Here is a 20,920-nt window from a genome sequence, read left to right as displayed (position 1 = left end):
TCGGAAAGTATCGAGAACAAATCATTTAAATTTCATTTTGGCCAATTTTGGAATGTACTTCTCGATACATCCCGACTCTTCTGTCAAGACACTCAAAGCGACGTTAACTTACTTTTTATGAAAAACCGTCTTGATTTCTAACTCTGCAAACCGTCTGAACATTTCCATCACACCGCAATACTTCTCAACCGACAAATCTACGGCACGCTTCAGTTTTTCTTCATTTAAATTAGCCCCATGAAAATGATATTCAATAACCACATAATCATAATATTTTGGATGCTCATCAGTAAGATTCGCTATGGTTTCAATACTAAAATCATCAACATCAAGTTTCATTTTTTTAATAAGTGATGCAACATCTAATCCTGAACAACCCGCCAGGCCTGAAAGCATTAGCGCCTTTGGTCGCAATCCCTCTCCTTGACCTCCGTCATCGGGGCCTGCATCAATGGTTAAATTAAGTCCTGAAGGATTGTTGCTTTCAAAGGCCATTCCGCCTTTCCATTTCGTGCTAGTATGATTCGTTGTTCCCATAAATTTTTGTTTCTTGTAAGAGATAAAAATACGATAAAAGAAACCAAATGGCATTAGTACAACCCCTTGATCCAAACCATGATGCAGACACCAAAAAATTAGCTGAATTCTTTAATGAGACCTTAGGTTTCTGTCCAAATTCAGTGCTTACCATGCAGCACAGACCGGCTATTTCTAAGGCATTTATCAACCTAAATAAAGCAGTAATGGCCAATGAAGGACGCGTTACTTCAGCTTTAAAAAGAATGATTGCTTGGGTGAGCAGCAATGCTACCGGTTGCCGTTATTGCCAAGCACATGCCATTAGAGCTGCAGAGCGCTATGGTGCAGAACAGGAGCAATTGGATAATATTTGGGAGTACAGAACACATCCTTCATTTTCAGAAGCTGAACGCGCCGCATTGGATTTTTCTTTGCAGGCCTCCCAAGTACCCAATGCGGTTGATGCAGAAATAAAAGAACGTTTGTACCAACATTGGAATGAAGGTGAAATCGTAGAAATGCTTGGTGTTATTTCCCTCTTTGGATACCTAAACCGCTGGAATGATAGTCAAGGAACCGACATTGAAGACGGGGCCATTGAAAGTGCCAATCAATATTTGGGCAAACATGGCTGGGAGAAAGGGAAACATGATGGGAGTACGTATTAGAGATTAGAACGTTTCGCTTTAGATATGAGATTTTAGACCCTGCCCCTTGGCGGGGTTTTTCATAGTTGAAACTATTGAATCTCATGATACTGTTATTTCTTGACCTAAATCAACTTCTGGAAAAAGACTTAGTTGCAACTTTGTTGTAATCAAAAAACGAACAGTCATGGCAAATTTGTTACTTACCCCTGAAAACCAAATTCAGCGATTGAACCTAATTTTAAGCAAGGTTGAAAATCTTCAAAAGCTACCGCTTAATCATTTAATAGATGCACCATACAAATCATGGAACACCCTAGAGGTTTTGGAGCATTTAAGCATTGCCTTTAGCTTTTATGATTCAAAGATTGAACATGCTCTTAACGAACTAAAAGGAGAAGCTTCTGAACCTTGGTCTTTTAAAGCAAGATGGTGGCAAAAGTTTGTTATTGAAGGACAACGTCCGAAAAACGGGAAAAGGCCTTTTAAAATTAAAACCTTGAAACGCTTTGAGCCTTTACTTCAAAAAGAACAGCTAACTTCAGAAAGCACAAAGATTATTTTTAATCGGTTTTTAACCTCATATGATAGTTTAAAATCAAATGTTTTAAAAAGCCGAAACAGGCATATGAAACACAAGACCTTTAATTCCGCTATTGGTCCAATCGTCAGTTTTTATCTTCCAGAAGCTTTTGAATTTTTGATTTGCCACGCAGAAAGACATATGGTCCAAATTGATAAAATTCTTACTTCGCCAACATGATTACTATCTTTATGCACATATGAACGAGATACATTCAAGAGCATTAAAATCAGTATTCAAAGGCATTTCTTTTACTAGAAAACAAGAAATTACATTTACTGATTTATGGCATGAAAAATCATTTAAGCAAAACGAATTCCTGACGGAAGCAGGGCGAATTGAAAAATACTTTTATGTAGTACTTGAAGGTGTTCAAGCAGTATACCTCTTAAATCAAAAAGGGGGAAAAGTGGTGTTGGGGTTTTCATACTCTGGTAGCCCTTCTGGTGTTTTTAATTCTTTTATCAACCAAAAGCCGGCTGACATGTTTCTTGAAGCATTAAAACCCTCAAAACTACTGGCTATTTCTAAAAAAGATTATGTTTCCTTATTTGAAACTTCTCATGACTTTCACAAATGGGCGCATGGGTTTTTCAAAACAATATTATTTGGAAGACTTTCGAGAGAAGTGGAATTATTAACCTTATCTGCCGAAGAACGCTATATGACTTTTATGAGACGTTGCCCAGAAGAGCTTAAAGTGATTCCACAAAAATATCTGGCCTCTTATTTAAATATGAAGCCCGAAACCTTCAGTAGAATACGTGCTTCGGTTAGATACTAAAAGCTTCTTTTACACTACTCCCAAGTTTAGGAACTACCTCATCATCAAACCACGGATTCTTTGACAACCAAAATCGGTTTCGTGGAGATGGGTGCGGCAGCGGAAAATATCTAGGCAAGTAGTTTTTATAGGCTCGAACAGTTTCAGTCAGGTTCTTTTCCATCCCTTCTTTTAGATAATATTTTTGGGCATAGGTGCCTATTACTATGATCAACTCTAAATTAGGCATACTGTTCCATAGTTTTTGATGCCATAAAGGAGCACATTCTGGTCTTGGTGGTAAATCTCCTCCCCTTGCCTTACCGGGATAGCAAAAACCCATAGGTACTAATGCTATTTTTGTTTCATCATAGAATACCTCATCGGAAACTCCGAGCCATTTTCGTAATTGTCGACCGCTTGGGTCATCCCAAGGCACCCCTGTTTCATGAACTTTGGTACCAGGTGCTTGGCCAATAATGATGATTTTAGCTTCGGGATGAGCGGAAACAATAGGTCTCGGGCCCAGAGGAAGGTTTTCTGCACAAACCGAACAGTTTCTAATTTCTGTGAGCAGATTCTTCATTTCTTCCCTCCTACAACAATGACCAACTCTCCTTTAGGGGGCTTTTGCGTGTAGTGCTCCAAAACCTCAACTACTGTTCCACGCACTGTTTCCTCATATAATTTGGTCAATTCTCGAGATATAGAGACTGATCTGTTACCTCCAAAATATTCAGAAAATTGGGTGAGTGTCTTTAATAACTTATGCGGAGATTCATAAAAAATCATGGTTCTATTTTCTTGGGCCAAAAGTTCTAGACGAGTCTGTCGCCCCTTTTTAACCGGAAGAAAACCTTCGAACACAAAGCGGTCGTTTGGCAAACCACTATTCACTAAAGCGGGCACAAAAGCAGTTGCCCCGGGCAAACATTCTACTTCAATATCATTTTCAATACAAGCACGAGTCAATAAAAAGCCTGGGTCAGAAATGGCTGGAGTTCCAGCATCAGAAATCATCGCCATGCTGGTGCCCGCTCGTAGCTTATGTATTAGGTTTTCTGTTGTGCGATGCTCATTGTGCATATGATGGCTATGCATCTGGGTGTTAATATCAAAATGCTTTAAAAGCTTACCGCTAGTTCTGGTATCTTCAGCAAGAATCAAATCCACTTCTTTTAAAACAGTAATCGCCCTAAGTGTAATGTCCTCTAAATTTCCAATTGGTGTAGGTACCAGAAATAGTTTTCCCATACAACAAAGTTAGGGCCTAACTTCTTTCCCTGTAAAATAAGAAACTAAAACTGCTATAGTAGCTATTAATGCACCCATGTGTTCACCATCATTTACCATATAATGCGCAAAAAATGCCAAGACCACATTAAAAAAGAAGCCGGCATATGCCCATTCTTTGAGTGATTTAGAGAAATTACCCCATATGGCCACTAACCCTAAAAGTTTGGCAATTGCAAGCGGATAAATGATATAGGTCGGATACCCAAAATTCTCAAAGAAACCTACTATGAGATCATGGTTGAAAAAATAATTATAAACTGAAAAACACATCATTAGGGTCAACATCCCTGTTGAAACCCAAAAAAGAATCTTTTTTATCACGACTAAAACATTTAGTTGGTTTCACTAAATGTACAAAAAAGGATAATTAGGCGAACTTTCGCTCCACTAGGGCAATGAAACGTTCAGCATATTCTTCTTTTCCTTCCCAGTTTTTATATTCTGGTTTTACCATATTATTGATAAAGGCAATGGAACGTTCTTCAGTATCAATGGTGGACAATTGTGAGAGTACTCGCGTATAATCTTCCATATTGTTGTTAAACAGATGCTTTACAAAGGCAAGTTTGTCATTCAAGCCAATCTGCAAGTCCTTATTCAGCTTATCGTTCAGTGATTGGTTCTTTGAAATGGTATTTTCTGTAGTAGGTTCAGGTGAAATTTCTTCATTATCGTTCTTTATGGGCTTCGCCATAAAATCTCCAAAAATATACTCAATAGCCTCCGTAGGCATCTCAGAAACCATTCCTTTTATGGTATCCATTCCTGGCGTGATGATGTCCTCTTCATGCGGGTTCGTCTCTGGAACTGTTCTATTTTCACTCATTACGGCACCTGCCATTTTTTCAAAACGAGATGCTATCACATTTTTCGAAACATCAACTTCAACATCATTGAGCTTCTCATCAATAAATTTTAGCACAGCCAATTTCTCGTACAAGTTCTTGGCAACCTCGTATAGGTCCGTAAGTTCTTTGTCTTCGCGAGAAGTGATTATATTGGTGGAAAGTTTGACCAACTCTTCTCTTAGCTTTCTTTTCATCTTCTATCTCTTTAACTCGATAATCGAGATTTATATATTTCGACGTTTGTATCGGATTTAATATTGTATTTACTTTTAATAATCCACAGGTTTTCCTGAAGATAGTACTATAAATGTAATACCTATTGTCATTTTAATTTGAGAACAAAAGGTTAAATTATTAAGGTTTAAGCCCCAGTATTTTTAATTAATTTCGCGCCTCACATCAATTAAAACGAACAAACCTCTTAATTTAGTTTAAAAGTACAATATGTTTCTTGAAAACACCGTAAACCATAAAGAACAATTTGGATGGATTGAAGTCATCTCGGGTTCTATGTTTTCAGGAAAGACCGAAGAGCTGATTCGCCGCCTAAAACGCGCCAAATTTGCACGTCAAAAAGTAGAAATATTTAAACCTCAGGTAGATACACGCTATAATGAGGAAATGGTGGTGTCGCATGATTCTAATGAGATTCGCTCTACCCCAGTTCCTGCGGCGGCAAATATTCGATTATTGGCTGATGGTTGTGACGTGGTTGGTATTGACGAAGCCCAATTTTTTGATGATGAGATTGTAACGGTTTGCAATGATTTGGCCAATCGTGGGGTTCGTGTTGTAGTTGCCGGACTTGATATGGATTTTAAAGGAAATCCGTTTGGTCCTATGCCAGCCCTAATGGCTACTGCTGAATATGTCACAAAGGTGCATGCTGTTTGCACAAGAACAGGTAATCTGGCTAACTACAGCTTTAGAAAATCAAGTAATGACAATCTAGTTTTATTAGGTGAAACGGAAGAATACGAGCCTTTAAGTAGAGCTGCCTTTTACAAAGCCATGTTGAAAGAAAGGGTGAAAGAGATTGATGTTGATGTTGAACAAGTTGAAGTTAAAAAGAAAGCGCCCAATGAGTAATATTGGAGAAACTACCTTAGAAATTGACCTTTCGGCACTGGAACATAATTTCAAGTATTTTAAATCAAAATTAAACCCCCAAACCAAATTTTTAGGGGTAGTCAAGGCTTTTGCTTATGGAACTGATATGGTCGTCATTGCAAAAAAATTAGAAGCACTCGGAACCGATTATTTTGCGGTCGCCTATGTAAAAGAAGGTGTTTTGCTCAGAGATGCCGGCATCACATCACCCATTTTAGTATTACATCCCCAACCTATTAACTTCGGCGTACTCATCGACCATTGTTTAGAGCCAAGTCTGTATTCTCCAAGAATATTAAAACTCTTTTTAGAACATGCAAACGAAAAGAAACAAACCCACTACCCTGTACATTTAAAATTTAATACGGGACTCAATCGGCTAGGGTTTTGGGAAAACGATATTGATTATATACTTAAGACTCTTGATGCGCGAAACGAGTTAAAAATCAAGTCTATTTTTTCACATTTGGCAGCATCAGAAGATCAGGGTGAACGCGAATTCAGTCTTACCCAAATCAGCACCTTTAAAAAAACAGCAAATGAATTGAAAGAAAAAGTAGATTATTCTTTCTTTAGACATATGCTGAACACCTCTGGTGTTTTAAATTATCCGGAAGCACAATTTGAAATGGTTCGAAGTGGAATCGGGCTCTATGGTTATGGAAACCATTCAGAAATAGACAAACACCTTAAGCCCGTTGCCACTTTAAAAACTAGTATCTCTCAAATACATAAAATTGAGCCTGGCGAAAGTGTGGGTTATAATCGGGGCTACACCTCCGATGGATATCGCGTAACGGCAACCTTACCTATCGGCCATGCAGACGGTATTGGCCGGCAATACGGAAATGGAAAAGCCACTGTTATAATCAATGGAAAACACGCTACCATTATCGGTAATGTATGTATGGACATGATTATGGTTGATATTACCCATATTGATTGTAAAGAAGGCGATGAGGTCATCGTTTTTGGAAAGGAATCATCTGCAGAATCGTTTGCCAATTCAAGCGGAACTATTTCCTATGAAATTTTAACGGCAATATCGCAGCGGGTCAAAAGAACTGTTGTTTAAACCGTTCAAATCAACTTTTAACATCTCTTTTAGTTTTTTTGTACATTGTGTGGGTATTAACCACTTAAACTATAAATACAATGCTTAAAGAATTTAAAGAGTTTGCAATGAAAGGAAACCTGGTAGATATTGCCGTTGGTTTCGTTATGGGTGCTGCTTTTAAAGAAGTAGTGACATCATTTACTGGTGGAATAGTTTCTCCACTAATTGGATTACTTTTTGACTCGGACTTCAAAGCTTTACGAATGAAATTAAAAGATGGTGCATTAAACGATGCAGGAGAAATGGTAGGAGAAGTATATTTAGAGTATGGTACATTTTTGACCAGCGTCATTGACTTTATCATCGTTGCCTTTGTCATGTTCTTAATGATCAAAGGAATCAACAATATGAAGAAAAAAGAAGAAGAAGCACCCGCGGAACCAGCAGGGCCAACTACAGAAGAATTACTTGCTGAAATTCGTGATGCACTCAAAAAATAATTGTTCTTAGTATTTTTCTAAGAATGCCGTTACATCACATTTTAACCTTAAGCCGCTTGGTAGCATTCTACCAGGCGGTTTTTTTGTTTTATTTTAGTTCCGAACATAGGCTGAGCTATATGGATTATTAATAATCTATATACAATTGTTATGTGCAAGCCCCTTCAAAAATGAAAATACTGACGAAAGGACAATATTACGGCATAAAAGATTTGGAAAAATCATTCAATGGGATTCTGTTATCCCAATACAATTATAACACAGGTAGGCCTACTGATTGGCATTACCATGAAAACCCCTATTTCTGGTACGTTCTAAACGGAAATATGAAAGATTGTAATACCAAAATGAAAACCTTATGTCCTGCAGGAAGCTTAATGTTTACTAATTGGCAAGAAACCCATTATGGTTCCAAGCACTCGGAGAATGCTGCAGGGTTTCATCTTGAATTTGAAAAAAGTTGGCTTAAAAAAAATGATATAAATCTGACGATTTTAGAAGGCAGTCAATTAATACAACACCCTAAAATACATTTTCTTTTTGCTAAACTATACCAAGAGTTTTTACAAAATGACACATACAGTAAAATAGCCATTGAACTTTTATTGGTACAAATTTGTGATGCTCTGAGTGACTTAAGAGATAGTAGCACTACTCAAAATATTCCTGAATGGGTTGAACACTTGAAAGAACTTGTACATTTTGATAATTCCGATCTCAATTTAAAATATCTTTCAGAACAGCTTGGAGTGCATCCGACTCATATTTCTAGAGCCGCCTCCAAATATCTTTCTGTAAATCTGGGTGAGTACATAAGGCAACAAAAACTAAAAAAGGCCATACCCCTTTTACTCAACATAGATTATTCGCTAACTACTATCGCATACGAAGCAGGATTTGCGGACCAGAGCCATTTTAACCGCGTGTTTAACTCTGTTTTTGATATAAATCCTAGTTCCTACCGAAAAAAACTGAATAAATTCTAGTCATGTCAATCTGATACAATTTTTGCTAAAATCCTTATGCTATTTTTGGGTTCAATTAAAACCTGAATTATGTTTAAATACCCACGATTTTTAGTATTCTTTTTACTAATAGTTATATCCAGTTGTGCGCAGCAAATAAGTGATAAAGACCTTGTAGGTGAATGGGTAGGAAAACTTAAAGATACCAATGGTTTATTATTAGATATAATTATAAAATTAGAAGAAGAAAACGCAATTTTCGCAATTTCCTCCAATAAAAAAATTATAACAAAAGAGTTTAAACTTAGTAATGCGTTTAGGCTTGAGTTAGATGAAAATATTATGTTTAACGGTAAGATCAATCAAGGTCAATCTATAATAAATGGATTTATGGGCTTAAAAGGAAATTTTTATCCGGTCAAACTATACAGAAAAGGAAATCTTTATGTCGGCAACTTAAATTTGACAGTATTACATCATTTAAAACCAAACAATTTAAGGCTTAAAATAGAAGAAGTAAATGAAAATGGCCATACGATATATCCTCTATTGGGATCATTCTGGGTTAGCGATTATAAACAAGAAAAAAACAACATCTCTTTTAATGATTATCCGACAGGGCTCAAATTTCAAGGCCAAGTAAAACCTTCAGAGATTGTGTTTGATATTAGCTTAGCAAATAATTTAATTGCAAAAACAACATTTAAAAAAATTGATCTATATAACGCGAACCCTTTAGTTTCAACAAATGAAAATATAAGAATAAATGACGCCTGGGAGTCATCAAAAAATCGCTTAGCACTGCCACAAATGGAAGCAGATATTCAAAGTGATAGTCTAGAGGGTATGGAGAGCATTCTTGTCGCACAAAAAGGAAAAATCTTATATGAAAAATACTTCGCAGGTTTCGATGCCAATACACCACACACTACACGTTCTGCCTCTAAAAGTATATCATCAGCTATCATAGGCATTGCTATTGATGACGGAATCATCGAAAGTGTTGATGAGAAATTATATGATTTTATACCCCAAGAATATCAATACACAAAAGATTCCTTAAAGTCTAAAATCACGATTAGACATTTATTGACGATGAGTTCTGGATTAGATGTAAATAATAAAGCATCTGAGGAATTCTACCAAGATGGATCAGATGATAGTTGGTTGAAAACAGTTTTAGAAGCGCCTATTGTACATAAGCCAGGAGCTTATACCGATTATGGTTCTGCCAATCCATTTTTATTAGGGGTTTACCTATACAATCGGTTAGATATGCCCTTAGAATTTTATATGCATGAAAAGCTTTTCGCTCCTTTAGGGATTACAAATTATATTATAAATACTGATGATACTGGAATTATACCCTATTTTGGAGGTGGTTTGCCCTTAACCCCAAGAGATATGCTCAAATTTGGTCAACTTTATCTTAATGAAGGGATATGGAACGGTGAGCAAATAATTTCTAAAAGTTGGGTTCAAGAGTCTTTTAAAAAACATACGCGCCTTCAAGATTCTCGCAATAAAGATGAATATGGCTATTTCTGGTACCACCATACCTATTTGATAGATGGAAAGTCTATTAAATCTATTGAAGCAAGAGGCACTGGGGGGCAATTTATTTTTGTAGTGCCAGAGTTAGAAGTTGTAGCTGTTACTACAGCAGGTAATTACAGAAATAGAAAAACAGGGCAATCACTTGAAATATTCAGAGATTATATCCTTCCTGCTTTGTTGAAATAAAAAGCTAGCACATAACAATATGTAAAAACAATTGCTTGTTGCTTAGGTATTCAGAAAATTTCACGGATTTTCCTTTGGCTCGTTTCATTTTTAGTAAGTTAGTTGCTTAATCTTGCAGCTATTTTTGCACCAACCGTTAGCGCCAATTTCAAAACAGCGTCAACTTATATAAAAATGAAAAAAGAAATTGATTTAAGTATGATGATTCGTAAGTCATCAATTCAATATAGGATTATTTTTTTAACGCCTGGGCTATTATTTTTTTTATCACCGTTAGTTTGGTCACAGAAAAAAATAGTTAAAGATTCGGTATCAACTGAACTATCCATTGAAAAGATGGTATTGCAAATCAATAAGGAAGTTGATCCTGAATTTGATTATGATTACAAAAAGACAAAATTTGTTCCTCCCCATGGAAAAACTCTACTTATCATGGGTCAAACGGTTGAAAGTATTTCAGAATATCTTGAGAATTTTCCGAATCAAAAGAATCCAGGGGGCTGGTCAGCCTATTGGGGTATCCCCGAATTTAAAGGGGTTACCGAGACCCATATAAATGAAAGCGGTTCTTCTCAAAACCACCAGATGTTAATCGAGAATTTTCCCAATACTGTTATTCAAAGTGCTCTGTGGTTGGTAGGAAAATGGAATATTGCGAAATTTACAGGCAATGGGGATTACGACCGTATTATTAAGAAATATAGTGCTTGGGCCAAATCGGCGAACAGACCTATTTACTTGAGAATTGGTTACGAATTTGATGGACCCCATAATGAACTTGAACCAGAGGAATTTATCAAGGCATATAGACATATTGTTGATCTTATACGCAAAAAAAAAGTAGACAATATCGCATTTGTTTGGCACTCTTATGCATCTAAACCATTTAAGAACTATCCACTTTCTGCCTGGTATCCGGGCGATGATTATGTAGACTGGGTAGCTATTTCTGTCTTTGGGCATGCATATAACGGCACAGACTTTGGTGCTTACTGCGATGATGTTCTGAAATTTGCCAAACAACACAAGAAACCAGTAATGATTGCAGAATCTAACCCGATTAACGGTATTGACGGCAAAAGTGTTGACGTTTGGAATCAATGGTTTGTAAACTTCTTCACATTCATTTACCAAAAGAATATTAAAGCCGTTAGTTTTATAAACGAAGATTGGCCTCAAACAAGAATTTCCGGAATTTCAGAATGGAAAGATAGTCGTCTCTACAACAACGAACAAGTATCCCGAGCTTGGTTTGAAGAGACCAATAAAGATCGTTATTTAAAACAATCAACAGAACTCTTTAAATTGCTGGGGTATTATTCTAAGAACTAATATTAAAAATTTTTACGAAAGAATTATATCAAAGTGTTCTGCAAAAGTATTAAACACAAAAATCGCTAACAACTTGCTCAACCAAATTACACAGTACTTTGTAACTACAAATAACTCTCAGCAGCTCCTTCAAACGGCCAATGTGCAATAATATAAAATCTCCAAGATACAACCACTATAAGCTATCTACTTGACAAAGGGCAAAATCAGGGACATAGGAAGTCAAATTCCGATTTCATAGTTAACGGGTAGAAGAATATGATATGGCGATTGTGTTAAATCAATAGGTGCTTTCTTAAAATTTCTAATCACGATAAATCATAATATTAAGGCATATAAAAAATTATCCGCTTATCGGGTTTGGATGGTATACAACCAAACCTAAATTATAATAATCGAAAACGCGATACACTTTTTCAACCTTAAGACGCTTGACAGCATTCTAATAAGCGGTTTTTTTGTTTTACTTTAGTTCCTTACATAAAAGAAATGTCCAAACAAATTAGGATGTGAAATTTACTTTCAAACAAACGCCTTACAATTATGGGTTTAAAAGCCAATTATTGATTGGGGTTTTTCTGGGGGGAATATTAACCTTTGTTATGATTTTCCTTCAACCTTTTGGCACATATAGTTTTGAATCAAATCATAAATATTTAATATTTTTTGGTTTTGGTCTGTTATTCTTTATGATGTATTTGCTTTGGTCAAGAATCGAGAACTTATGGTACAATTACAAAAGCAAAAACTGGGAGATTAAAGATGAAATTATTTCTTTCATTCTTTTCATTCTGATTTCTAGTGTGCCAATCCATTTTTACAACGAAGTCTTCCTCAACGATTTTTTTAATTCCAAATATTATGAATATGATTATTTGAAACATGGCCTATGGTTCTTTCAACACTCAATAGTACCAATCATGTTGATTCTTCTCCCTTTTTATATTTACTTAAGAAGTAAATTCGGGGAATTAATTACTTCTGATTCTTTAAATGAAATTGATATCTATGGAATTAATAAGGATGAAAAAATAACAATTAAAAAAGAAGAGTTATTGTATATTAAAGCATCTGAAAATTATGTAAATATTTATTATACAAAAAACAATATTATACAGCTCAAAACCTTTAGAAGCACCCTAACGGCGGTCAAGAAACAAGTGCCATTTTTATATAAATCACATCGCTCTTATTTGGTAAATCTTTCAGAAATAAAAGCAATAAAGGGAAATTCTCAAAATGGCAAAATTGAGTTTCATTATGAAGGTCTCCTTGTTCCCTTATCAAAATCGTACTACAAAACCATAAAGTCAATGTTAGGCATTTAGCCCAGAAATTATTATTTCAGCCTAAAAATTAATATTCAATCAATATAAATATCGATTTGTCACAATTTTTTTTGTCTTCATAATTTTCTGATTCTATTAGATGAATTATTAAAAATGTAACGATGAAAATAATTCAAATTAAAAGCCTACTTGTATTATCTATACTGCTATTAATAGTCCTAATAAGTTTTAGATTCTTAAATCAAAACAACTTACATCAAGAAATAGAAAAGCAGACAAATGAAATTTCCAATAGTTTAATTAAAATAAGAAGGGATTTTCACCAGTATCCTGAATTGGCTGGATATGAAAAAAGGACTTCTAAAGCTATTGCCGAATATTTATCGAATTTAGGATTAGAGATTAAGACAGAGGTCGCGGGTTACGGCGTCATTGGAATTCTGAAAGGAGGAGGAGAAGGAAAAAATATAGCATGGAGAGCTGATATGGATGCCTTACCCATGCATTTTCCAGAACAAGTATCATATAAATCTAAAATTAAAGGAGTACAGCACGGCTGTGGTCATGACGTTCATATGGCAATAGGACTCGGAATAGCAGAGGTACTATCCAAAAACAAAGAATCAATTAATGGTACCGTATATTTTATATTTCAACCTGAAGAAGAAACCTTTGATGGTGCCAAAAATATAGTCGACAGCAACTTATATTCAGAAATGAATATAGATGAAATTTATACATTACATGTAACTGCCTTGCCAGTAGGTCAGATAATGGTTAAACCAAACGAGTTATATGCTTATCAAAAAATAATACAACTTAAATTCAACGGTGAATTGTCAAAAGAAGATGCAGAAGAGCTATACAATCAATTAAGAAATGAAACTTTACGAAGAAAAGATTCTACAAATCCTTGGCAAATTCTAAAAGCATTTGATGCTAAACTTGGATTAACGAACCCTAATACTTTTTTCAAGGACTATCTGTATCTGCAAGAAAATTTTATCATTGAAGAAGACGACAATCAACTTACTTTAATAACTGAGGCCTACGAAACCGATAAGTCTAATTTACCTAATATCTTGCCAAAAATTGAGCAGATAATTAGTAAGTCAAAACACCAAGACAAATTCATATCGGCATCTTTTATTCAAGAAAATCCAACAGTCTTTAATCATAAATCCTTAACAACAGATGCGATTAAAACTTTGACTACTATTTATGGTGAGAACCATGTTGAAATGAGTCATGGACAAATCCCATATTTCAATGATGACTTCATTTATTTTCAACAGAAAACACCAGGGGTTTATTTTTTATTGGGTGGTGCAAATCCTAAAAAAGGAATTAGTGCTATGAATCACGCACCCAATTTTGATGTTGATGAAGAATGTATAAGAGTTGGAGTGAAATCTTTTTCATCATTGATTTTAGAAAGAGTTAATAATGAATAAGGCACTATAAACAACAATTGTCATAGGTAGTATATTATAGCTAATATCCTAGGGGTTTTTATAGTAACTTAGTGCAGCTTCAAAACAATTTTGATTACTAATCATCCCTATTAAATGTAAGTCTAAAGATGACCAAATCAACAACTAAACTTATTATAACATATATAGTAAAAACCCTTTTTTGGTTCTTGATTTTTACGGAGTCCGTATCTGCTCAAGAAAGATTATCTAAAAGCAATGTTGACCTTCAAGATTCTCAATTCGAAACCTTGGTCTGGTCCGATGAGTTTGAAGGTGAAGGTGCGATAGATACCGAGAAATGGTTTCATCAAACACAGTTGCCCCCAGGAGGAAGTTGGTGGGGCGGAATAATACAGCATTACACAGATCGACAAGAAAATTCTTTTTTAAAGAATGGGTATTTAAACTTGATGGCTAAAAAAGAGGTGTTTGATGACCAAGGCCAAATAAAATATCATACTTCTGCGCGATTAAACTCAAAGTTTGCCTTTACCTATGGACGCATAGAGATAAGGGCAAAACTGCCAAAAGGTGTTGGCACTTGGCCAGCTATTTGGATGTTAAATAAAAATATTAATGAAGATGGTGCCTATTGGGACAACAAAGGTTTTGGAACGGTAAATTGGCCAAATTGCGGTGAAATAGATATTGTAGAACATTGGGGCAAAAATCAAGATTATGTTTCAAGTGCGGTCCATAATGGGTCAAGTTATGGGTACCAGGTAAAAAATGTTGGTGGGCAAAACATCAATAGTGCTTCAGATGAATTTCACCTATATACCCTCGATTGGACTGAAGATAAAATGATATTTAGTGTTGACGGCATTAAGCATTTTGAATACAAGCCATCAACAAAAGATACTGATACTTGGCCTTATGATGCTGATTATTATTTCATATTGAATATAGCTATAGAGCCCGATATTGAGTCAACTTTTAGAGAAAGTCCCATGGTAGTGGATTATATAAGGGTTTATCAATAGCCTAAAACCATATTTGATTCAAAGAAAACACTCCCTGCTTAATTGTTGTAAATATAACTTTTTGTTTCATTTTGTAATTGGTATTTTCATTGCTTGTAATTTCCAAATTGCGAACTACCTTTGGCATTCTAAAAAAATTATAATGAAAGTAGCAGTTGTTGGCGCCACAGGCATGGTCGGCGAGGTCATGTTAAAAGTTTTGGCAGAACGTAATTTCCCAATCACAGAATTGTTGTTGGTCGCTTCTGAACGCTCTGTTGGTAAAAAGTTAAGTTATAAAGGCAAAGCATATACTTTAGTTGGTTTACAAACGGCCGTGGAAGCTAAGCCAGAAATTGCTATTTTTTCTGCTGGCGGAGGCACTTCACTAGAATGGGCTCCCAAATTTGCAGAAGTTGGCACTACGGTCATCGACAACTCTTCCGCATGGCGAATGGATCCAACTAAGAAATTAGTGGTTCCAGAAATCAACGCTTCTGAACTCAAAACCGACGATAAAATTATAGCTAACCCTAATTGCTCTACAATTCAATTGGTCATGGCCCTGAATCCTTTGCACAAAAAATACGAAATGAAACGTGTAGTGATCTCTACCTATCAATCAGTATCAGGTACTGGTGTTAAGGCCGTTAAACAGCTTGAAAATGAAATGGCGGGTATTCAGGGTGAAATGGCATATCCATACCCTATTAACCGTAATGCTTTACCACATTGCGATGTCTTTTTAGAAAATGGGTATACTAAAGAAGAAATGAAACTCGCTCGCGAGCCTCAAAAAATATTGGATGACCGTAAGTTTTCTGTTTCGGCAACCGCGGTTCGTATCCCTACTGCAGGTGGGCACTCAGAATCTGTAAATGTTGAGTTTCAAAACGATTTTGACGTATCAGAAGTGAGAAAATTATTAAGTGAAACTCCAGGTATTACAGTACAAGATAATCCAGATACTAACACCTACCCAATGCCTATCTATGCACATGATAAAGATGATGTTTTTGTTGGGCGAATTCGCCGAGATGAAACACAGCGCAATACTCTAAATATGTGGATAGTCTCTGATAATCTTAGAAAGGGAGCCGCTACCAATGCGGTACAAATTGCAGAGTATTTGGTTGAAAATAAGTTGGTATAAAAACCTTGGACGTATACGTTAAAAAAAGTTAAGTCTTCATTATTTTAAGGCACTTTTCATTGATTTGGACTATTTTGGGGTGGTTAAATCAATATGAAATGAAAACCCTAGCTTCTTTATGTACAGTACTTTTTTTTATCTGTACCCAAACGACCATGGCACAGAACAAAGTCATAAAAGATTTAATTAAAGTGAACTACCCTTACACCAGTAAAATTGGACAATCAGATACCTATTTTGGAACTGCCGTTGAAGATTCCTATCGTTGGCTTGAAGATGACCGAAGTAAAGACACTGAAAAATGGGTCAACAAACAAAACAACGTCACTTTTGGATACTTAGAGAGAATTCCCTTTCGAGAAGACTTAAAGAAAAGGCTTGAAGAGCTTTGGAACTATGAAAAAGTAGGTTCTCCTTTCAAAGAAGGTGATTACATTTATTTCTATAAAAATAATGGGCTTCAAAATCAATATGTGGTCTACCGAAAAAAAGGAGATGGGGAAGCCGAAGAGTTTTTGAATCCAAATACTTTTTCAGAAGATGGAACAACTTCTTTGGCCGGTTTAAGTTTTACCAAAGATGGTTCAATGGCAGCTTATCTTATTTCAGAAGGTGGTAGTGATTGGAGAAAAGCAATTGTTATCGATACAGAAACCAGAGAACGGGTCGAAGATACTCTGGTAGATATTAAATTTAGTCGCTTGTCGTGGAAAGGTAATGAAGGTTTTTATTATTCTAGTTACGATAAACCCAAAGGAAGCGAACTTTCGGCAAAAACCGACCAACACAAACTGTACTTTCATAAATTAGGCACCCCACAATCCGAAGATAAGTTGATTTACGGGGGCATTCCTGAAGAAAAACACCGCTATATTGGTGGACGGGTTTCTGAAGACGAACGCTTTTTATTTATTTCTGCCTCGGTTTCCACTTCTGGAAACAAGTTGTTCATGAAAGATTTATCAAAGCCCAATAGTAGTTTGGTGACAATTTTAGACCATACCGATTCTGATACTTATGTGATGGACAATGAGGGGCCTAAATTATTTTTGGTCACCAACTTGAACGCTCCGAATAAAAAAATCGTGGTCGTTGATGCAGCTAATCCTACTCCTGAAAATTGGAAGGATTTTATCCCAGAAACAGAGAATGTGTTGACTGCTGGCAGTGGTGGTGGTTATTTCTTTGCTGAATATATGGTTGATGCCATCTCAAAAGTTTTTCAATATGATTTCAATGGAAAATTAGTGCGAGAGGTCAACTTACCGGGAATCGGAAGTGCCGGTGGCTTTGGCGGGAAGAAAGAAGATAAAGAATTTTATTTTTCATTCACCAATTATAGCACTCCTGGTTCTTCCTTCAAGTACAATGTTGAAACAGGAGAATACGCACAGTATTGGAAGCCAAAAATCGATTTCAATCCATCCGATTATATCTCCACTCAAGTATTTTACGAGTCAAAAGATGGTACTAAAGTGCCTATGATCATTACACATAAAAAAGGAGTGAAGCTTAATGGAAAAAACCCAACCATACTTTATGGTTATGGTGGTTTCAATATTAGTTTGACCCCATCATTCAGTATTACTAATGCTGTCTGGATGGAGCAAGGTGGTGTTTATGCGGTTCCTAACCTTCGTGGTGGTGGAGAATATGGTAAAAAATGGCATAATGCGGGTACTAAAATGCAAAAGCAAAACGTATTTGATGACTTTATCGCTGCAGCAGAATATCTAATCGAAAACAAATACACATCAAAAGAATATTTGGCTATACGTGGTGGTTCAAATGGAGGCCTTTTAGTTGGTGCGACAATGACCCAACGACCAGATTTAATGCAAGTTGCCCTACCAGCAGTTGGGGTGCTCGATATGCTTCGCTATCATACCTTCACCGCTGGAGCTGGATGGGCCTATGACTATGGCACTGCAGAAGATAGTAAAGAAATGTTTGAGTATTTAAAAGGTTATTCTCCTGTACATAATGTAAAAGCTGGAGTTGAATATCCCGCAACACTTGTTACTACAGGTGATCACGATGATAGGGTGGTTCCTGCACATAGTTTTAAGTTTGCTGCCGAACTACAAGAAAAGCAATCTGGCAATAACCCTACGCTTATCAGAATTGAAACCAATGCAGGACATGGAGCAGGTACTCCGGTCAGTAAGACTATAGAACAATATGCAGATATTTTTGGTTTTACTTTTTTCAATATGGGTTTTGAAACTTTACCAAATCAGATAAAAATTACAGATGGAACCGATTAGGTTTTTTCTGAAATAATTAAGACAGAAAATCCGTTTCTTAAGAAACGGATTTTTCTTTTCCATTTTCTATGTTAAACGTTGGTAATATTTCTTTTTCGTATCAAGATGAGCTTATTCTTAAGGAGATTACATTCACTTTGGAAGAAGCAAAACATCTTGCTATCATGGGGGAAAGTGGTTCTGGAAAAAGCACCTTACTAAAAGCAATTTATGGCCTACTTGAACTTGATGAAGGAAACATTCATTGGAAAAACAATGAAGTTTTAGGGCCAAGCTATAATCTGGTTCCTGGGGAAAAGTACATGAAATATGTGGCACAAGATTTTGATTTGATGCCTTTTACCTCAGTATCTGAGAATATAGCAGAATATTTGTCCGCTTTCGAAATGGAAACCCATCAAGCCCGTATCGATGAATTGCTTTCTGTCATTGAAATGGAGGACTATGCAGACATCAAAGTAAAAAACCTAAGTGGCGGTCAGCAACAGCGTGTGGCATTGGCTAGAGCATTGGCGCAAGAACCTGAAGTGTTATTGCTAGATGAACCTTTCAGTAGTATTGATCAATTCAAAAAAAATGAATTGCGTTATAGGCTTTTTCCTTACTTAAAAGAAAAAGGTATTACGGTTATCAATGCCAGCCACGACCCTAATGATGTATTGCCCTTTGCTGACGAAACCATTGTTTTAAAAAATGGAGCGGTTCTAGCTCATGAACCTACACTAGAATTATATCAAAAACCAAAGAAAAAATACACCGCCTCGCTCTTTGATATTGTCAATCAAATTCCGGTTTCCCTGTTAAAGGAGTATGGCACAGGCGATAATGTTATTTTAGTGTATCCGCATGAGTTTGAAATTTCTAAAGCTTCTGGATTTGAAGTTTATGTCGTTAACAATCATTTTAAGGGAAGCCACTATTTAATAGAAGGCCTCTCCAATAATGGTTTAAGCGTATTTTTCACCAATCGCCATGCCCTAAAAGTAAGTTCACAGGTATTTCTAAATGTCTCTCTTCAACTGGTCAATAAAAGATTACAGAACTAATCGTCCATCTTTGAATTCTTAACTTTATCGAAAAAAGGGTTTTGGATTACGATAAAATCATACAAGAATTAAAATTTAAAGCCATTCGCGGCAGTGGGGCGGGTGGTCAGCATGTGAATAAAGTATCTTCAAAAGTGGAGCTTAGTTTTGATGTTTTAAAATCGGAAGGACTATCGGAATTAGAAAAGGAAAGGTTATTAATTAAGTTAGTAAATAGGCTTACAAAAGAGTATGTTTTAATCCTTCAATGTGATGAGGCCAGAAGCCAGCATAAAAATAAAGCACTCGTTGTAAAACGATTTTTTGAAGTACTAAAAAAGGCTTTGCATGTTCCTAAAAAAAGGAAACCTACAAAGCCTTCAAAATCTTCTGTCGAAAAAAGGATAAAGTCAAAAAAAGCGGCTTCAATTAAAAAAACAAATCGACAAAAACCGAATTTAGATTAAACTACATTCCCTGCCCCATATCTGGCAATTGGTAATGGTATGTTGCTCTTGTTATTTGGTCGTTCTCCACCTGGTAAACACAAAGTTCATCCATTTGTTGACGCCCTCGGTCTTTAAAAGTGGCATCTATTGACATAGGTACCACAAAATGATTGCCCGCAATCATCGGTTCGCCAACAGAGCCTCCATGCATTTCTTCAATATTTTCAGCCCATTGTTGGTACTCCTTAACAATATTCTCTTTTCCAGTAGTAATATGGTTTGGAATTCCTGGCATTTCTTCACTTACTGCATTGTCTGCATACATTCCATATGCTTCATCATACTTGCCCTCTTTACATAAGGTTACAAATTGGTTTGCTACTTCTTGTGTTGTCATGATTGTTTTATTTATTGATTATTCTTCTTAAATATAGAAAAGAAAACACCTAAATACTTTAAGGAAAAGTTAAATGAAAAATGCCATATCTAGCTGATTGCTATTATTTTAGATTTTAGTTTATTAAACTCAAAATTGTGGTCGACTTCTTTCCCTAAAAGTAATCTTGCAATAGGAGTATTTGGAGAAATACAAAAAATCTCAGCGGCTTTAGCTTCATATTTCCCTGCGGATATAGCAATGTAATAGAACGTAGTATCTGTTTGAACCAAACTTCCTAAAACTACTCTTTCACTATTTGTTTCTGTTGGAACTTTTTTAAGAAGCTGTTGCATTTTTTCTGCTTCCAGTAGTTGTTGACCTAATTTTTCTCGTTCTAATTGTAACATCGCCCTACCTGTTTCATGCTTATCCCCTGCTGTACTTTTTGATTCGGAAGACAATGACAATTTAACCTCATTAATTTGTTTTTGAATTCGTTGTATTCTTGAATTAACGTATGCTTTACAATATTGATATGCTTCCGTTTTCAAAATATTA

At 35.8% G+C, this 20,920-nt stretch carries 23 protein-coding genes; 16 read left to right on the top strand and 7 right to left on the bottom strand.

The genetic code is table 11. From position 1 onward, the window contains the following. Window positions 1–108: 108 nt before the first annotated feature. Window positions 109–537, bottom strand: a complete 429-nt coding sequence (locus RM706_RS05120) for an OsmC family protein (protein ID WP_311349951.1) — start codon at window positions 535–537, stop codon at window positions 109–111. A 47-nt stretch (window positions 538–584) separates the two neighbouring features. On the opposite strand from RM706_RS05120, the gene RM706_RS05115 reads away from it, so the two are divergent. From RM706_RS05115 to RM706_RS05105, 3 genes are all read left to right on the top strand, one after another. After that, window positions 585–1,187: a carboxymuconolactone decarboxylase family protein gene (locus RM706_RS05115; RefSeq protein ID WP_311349950.1), complete on the top strand. Its 603-nt coding sequence runs from the start codon at window positions 585–587 to the stop codon at window positions 1,185–1,187. 166 nt (window positions 1,188–1,353) lie between these two features. Then, window positions 1,354–1,929, top strand: coding sequence for a hypothetical protein (locus RM706_RS05110; RefSeq protein ID WP_311349949.1), 576 nt, complete (start codon window positions 1,354–1,356; stop codon window positions 1,927–1,929). Window positions 1,930–1,948: 19 nt separating this feature from the next. Continuing rightward, window positions 1,949–2,533 carry a Crp/Fnr family transcriptional regulator gene (locus RM706_RS05105; RefSeq protein WP_311349948.1) on the top strand — a complete coding sequence of 195 codons (585 nt, stop codon included), beginning with the start codon at window positions 1,949–1,951 and terminating at the stop codon, window positions 2,531–2,533. On the opposite strand, the gene RM706_RS05100 is transcribed toward RM706_RS05105, so the two are convergent. From RM706_RS05100 to RM706_RS05085, 4 genes are read right to left on the bottom strand one after another with little or no spacing between them, the layout of a single operon-like run. After that, window positions 2,523–3,098 (bottom strand): uracil-DNA glycosylase family protein, encoded by a 576-nt coding sequence (locus RM706_RS05100; RefSeq protein WP_311349947.1) that lies wholly within the window; start codon window positions 3,096–3,098, stop codon window positions 2,523–2,525. The two genes, RM706_RS05105 and RM706_RS05100, sit on opposite strands and share 11 nt — an antisense overlap. Further along, window positions 3,095–3,766 carry a 16S rRNA (cytidine(1402)-2'-O)-methyltransferase gene (rsmI, locus tag RM706_RS05095; RefSeq protein WP_311349946.1) on the bottom strand — a complete coding sequence of 224 codons (672 nt, stop codon included), beginning with the start codon at window positions 3,764–3,766 and terminating at the stop codon, window positions 3,095–3,097. Before rsmI ends, RM706_RS05100 begins: the two co-directional genes overlap by 4 nt. Before the next feature lie 9 nt (window positions 3,767–3,775). Further along, a complete protein-coding gene (locus tag RM706_RS05090; RefSeq protein ID WP_311349945.1) occupies window positions 3,776–4,129 on the bottom strand; it encodes a DoxX family protein in 354 nt (117 codons plus the stop codon). 46 nt (window positions 4,130–4,175) lie between these two features. Further along, window positions 4,176–4,850 (bottom strand): DUF8457 domain-containing protein, encoded by a 675-nt coding sequence (locus tag RM706_RS05085; protein WP_311349944.1) that lies wholly within the window; start codon window positions 4,848–4,850, stop codon window positions 4,176–4,178. 250 nt (window positions 4,851–5,100) lie between these two features. Between RM706_RS05085 and RM706_RS05080 the strand changes: the two genes are divergently transcribed. From RM706_RS05080 to arfB, 13 genes are all read left to right on the top strand, one after another. Then, on the top strand, window positions 5,101–5,745 hold the full coding sequence (locus RM706_RS05080) for a thymidine kinase (protein ID WP_311349943.1): 645 nt from the start codon (window positions 5,101–5,103) through the stop codon (window positions 5,743–5,745). After that, window positions 5,738–6,841, top strand: coding sequence for an alanine racemase (gene alr, locus RM706_RS05075; protein WP_311349942.1), 1,104 nt, complete (start codon window positions 5,738–5,740; stop codon window positions 6,839–6,841). Before RM706_RS05080 ends, alr begins: the two co-directional genes overlap by 8 nt. Window positions 6,842–6,921: 80 nt before the next feature. Further along, window positions 6,922–7,323 (top strand): large-conductance mechanosensitive channel protein MscL, encoded by a 402-nt coding sequence (gene mscL, locus RM706_RS05070; protein WP_311349941.1) that lies wholly within the window; start codon window positions 6,922–6,924, stop codon window positions 7,321–7,323. Between the two features lie 170 nt (window positions 7,324–7,493). Beyond that, window positions 7,494–8,309, top strand: a complete 816-nt coding sequence (locus tag RM706_RS05065; RefSeq protein ID WP_311349940.1) for a helix-turn-helix domain-containing protein — start codon at window positions 7,494–7,496, stop codon at window positions 8,307–8,309. 69 nt (window positions 8,310–8,378) lie between these two features. Then, window positions 8,379–10,031 carry a serine hydrolase domain-containing protein gene (locus RM706_RS05060; RefSeq protein WP_311349939.1) on the top strand — a complete coding sequence of 551 codons (1,653 nt, stop codon included), beginning with the start codon at window positions 8,379–8,381 and terminating at the stop codon, window positions 10,029–10,031. 174 nt (window positions 10,032–10,205) lie between these two features. Further along, window positions 10,206–11,363 (top strand): glycoside hydrolase family 26 protein, encoded by a 1,158-nt coding sequence (locus RM706_RS05055; protein ID WP_311349938.1) that lies wholly within the window; start codon window positions 10,206–10,208, stop codon window positions 11,361–11,363. Window positions 11,364–11,965: 602 nt separating this feature from the next. Continuing rightward, on the top strand, window positions 11,966–12,691 hold the full coding sequence (locus tag RM706_RS05050) for a LytTR family transcriptional regulator DNA-binding domain-containing protein (protein WP_311349937.1): 726 nt from the start codon (window positions 11,966–11,968) through the stop codon (window positions 12,689–12,691). Between the two features lie 122 nt (window positions 12,692–12,813). Beyond that, window positions 12,814–14,106: a M20 metallopeptidase family protein gene (locus RM706_RS05045; protein WP_311349936.1), complete on the top strand. Its 1,293-nt coding sequence runs from the start codon at window positions 12,814–12,816 to the stop codon at window positions 14,104–14,106. A gap of 128 nt (window positions 14,107–14,234) precedes the next feature. Next, entirely contained in the window at window positions 14,235–15,110 is an 876-nt protein-coding gene (locus RM706_RS05040) for a glycoside hydrolase family 16 protein (protein WP_311349935.1), read from the top strand. Between the two features lie 142 nt (window positions 15,111–15,252). Continuing rightward, window positions 15,253–16,242 carry an aspartate-semialdehyde dehydrogenase gene (locus RM706_RS05035; protein WP_311349934.1) on the top strand — a complete coding sequence of 330 codons (990 nt, stop codon included), beginning with the start codon at window positions 15,253–15,255 and terminating at the stop codon, window positions 16,240–16,242. 155 nt (window positions 16,243–16,397) lie between these two features. After that, window positions 16,398–18,509, top strand: a complete 2,112-nt coding sequence (locus tag RM706_RS05030; protein WP_311350456.1) for a prolyl oligopeptidase family serine peptidase — start codon at window positions 16,398–16,400, stop codon at window positions 18,507–18,509. Between the two features lie 68 nt (window positions 18,510–18,577). Further along, window positions 18,578–19,555, top strand: coding sequence for an ABC transporter ATP-binding protein (locus RM706_RS05025; RefSeq protein ID WP_311349933.1), 978 nt, complete (start codon window positions 18,578–18,580; stop codon window positions 19,553–19,555). Between the two features lie 41 nt (window positions 19,556–19,596). After that, entirely contained in the window at window positions 19,597–20,001 is a 405-nt protein-coding gene (gene arfB, locus RM706_RS05020; RefSeq protein WP_311349932.1) for an alternative ribosome rescue aminoacyl-tRNA hydrolase ArfB, read from the top strand. A 1-nt stretch (window position 20,002) separates the two neighbouring features. Here arfB and RM706_RS05015 read toward each other — a convergent pair whose 3' ends face one another. Next, on the bottom strand, window positions 20,003–20,380 hold the full coding sequence (locus RM706_RS05015) for a SnoaL-like domain-containing protein (RefSeq protein WP_311349931.1): 378 nt from the start codon (window positions 20,378–20,380) through the stop codon (window positions 20,003–20,005). A gap of 89 nt (window positions 20,381–20,469) precedes the next feature. Further along, on the bottom strand, window positions 20,470–20,913 hold the full coding sequence (locus RM706_RS05010) for a 3-oxoacyl-ACP synthase (protein ID WP_311349930.1): 444 nt from the start codon (window positions 20,911–20,913) through the stop codon (window positions 20,470–20,472). Window positions 20,914–20,920 lie beyond the last annotated feature (7 nt).

This window comes from Croceitalea rosinachiae, assembly GCF_031846445.1.
GTDB lineage: Bacteria > Bacteroidota > Bacteroidia > Flavobacteriales > Flavobacteriaceae > Croceitalea > Croceitalea rosinachiae.
This window is presented reverse-complemented; position numbering and strand designations above follow the sequence as displayed.

Coding starts and splice junctions, on each gene's coding strand:
- RM706_RS05120 (WP_311349951.1), bottom strand. CDS start 537: ATGGGAACAACGAATCATACTAGCACGAAATGGAAAGGCGGAATGGCC.
- RM706_RS05115 (WP_311349950.1), top strand. CDS start 585: ATGGCATTAGTACAACCCCTTGATCCAAACCATGATGCAGACACCAAA.
- RM706_RS05110 (WP_311349949.1), top strand. CDS start 1,354: ATGGCAAATTTGTTACTTACCCCTGAAAACCAAATTCAGCGATTGAAC.
- RM706_RS05105 (WP_311349948.1), top strand. CDS start 1,949: ATGAACGAGATACATTCAAGAGCATTAAAATCAGTATTCAAAGGCATT.
- RM706_RS05100 (WP_311349947.1), bottom strand. CDS start 3,098: ATGAAGAATCTGCTCACAGAAATTAGAAACTGTTCGGTTTGTGCAGAA.
- rsmI (WP_311349946.1), bottom strand. CDS start 3,766: ATGGGAAAACTATTTCTGGTACCTACACCAATTGGAAATTTAGAGGAC.
- RM706_RS05085 (WP_311349944.1), bottom strand. CDS start 4,850: ATGAAAAGAAAGCTAAGAGAAGAGTTGGTCAAACTTTCCACCAATATA.
- RM706_RS05080 (WP_311349943.1), top strand. CDS start 5,101: ATGTTTCTTGAAAACACCGTAAACCATAAAGAACAATTTGGATGGATT.
- alr (WP_311349942.1), top strand. CDS start 5,738: ATGAGTAATATTGGAGAAACTACCTTAGAAATTGACCTTTCGGCACTG.
- mscL (WP_311349941.1), top strand. CDS start 6,922: ATGCTTAAAGAATTTAAAGAGTTTGCAATGAAAGGAAACCTGGTAGAT.
- RM706_RS05065 (WP_311349940.1), top strand. CDS start 7,494: ATGAAAATACTGACGAAAGGACAATATTACGGCATAAAAGATTTGGAA.
- RM706_RS05060 (WP_311349939.1), top strand. CDS start 8,379: ATGTTTAAATACCCACGATTTTTAGTATTCTTTTTACTAATAGTTATA.
- RM706_RS05055 (WP_311349938.1), top strand. CDS start 10,206: ATGAAAAAAGAAATTGATTTAAGTATGATGATTCGTAAGTCATCAATT.
- RM706_RS05050 (WP_311349937.1), top strand. CDS start 11,966: ATGATTTTCCTTCAACCTTTTGGCACATATAGTTTTGAATCAAATCAT.
- RM706_RS05045 (WP_311349936.1), top strand. CDS start 12,814: ATGAAAATAATTCAAATTAAAAGCCTACTTGTATTATCTATACTGCTA.
- RM706_RS05040 (WP_311349935.1), top strand. CDS start 14,235: ATGACCAAATCAACAACTAAACTTATTATAACATATATAGTAAAAACC.
- RM706_RS05035 (WP_311349934.1), top strand. CDS start 15,253: ATGAAAGTAGCAGTTGTTGGCGCCACAGGCATGGTCGGCGAGGTCATG.
- RM706_RS05030 (WP_311350456.1), top strand. CDS start 16,398: ATGGCACAGAACAAAGTCATAAAAGATTTAATTAAAGTGAACTACCCT.
- RM706_RS05025 (WP_311349933.1), top strand. CDS start 18,578: ATGTTAAACGTTGGTAATATTTCTTTTTCGTATCAAGATGAGCTTATT.
- RM706_RS05015 (WP_311349931.1), bottom strand. CDS start 20,380: ATGACAACACAAGAAGTAGCAAACCAATTTGTAACCTTATGTAAAGAG.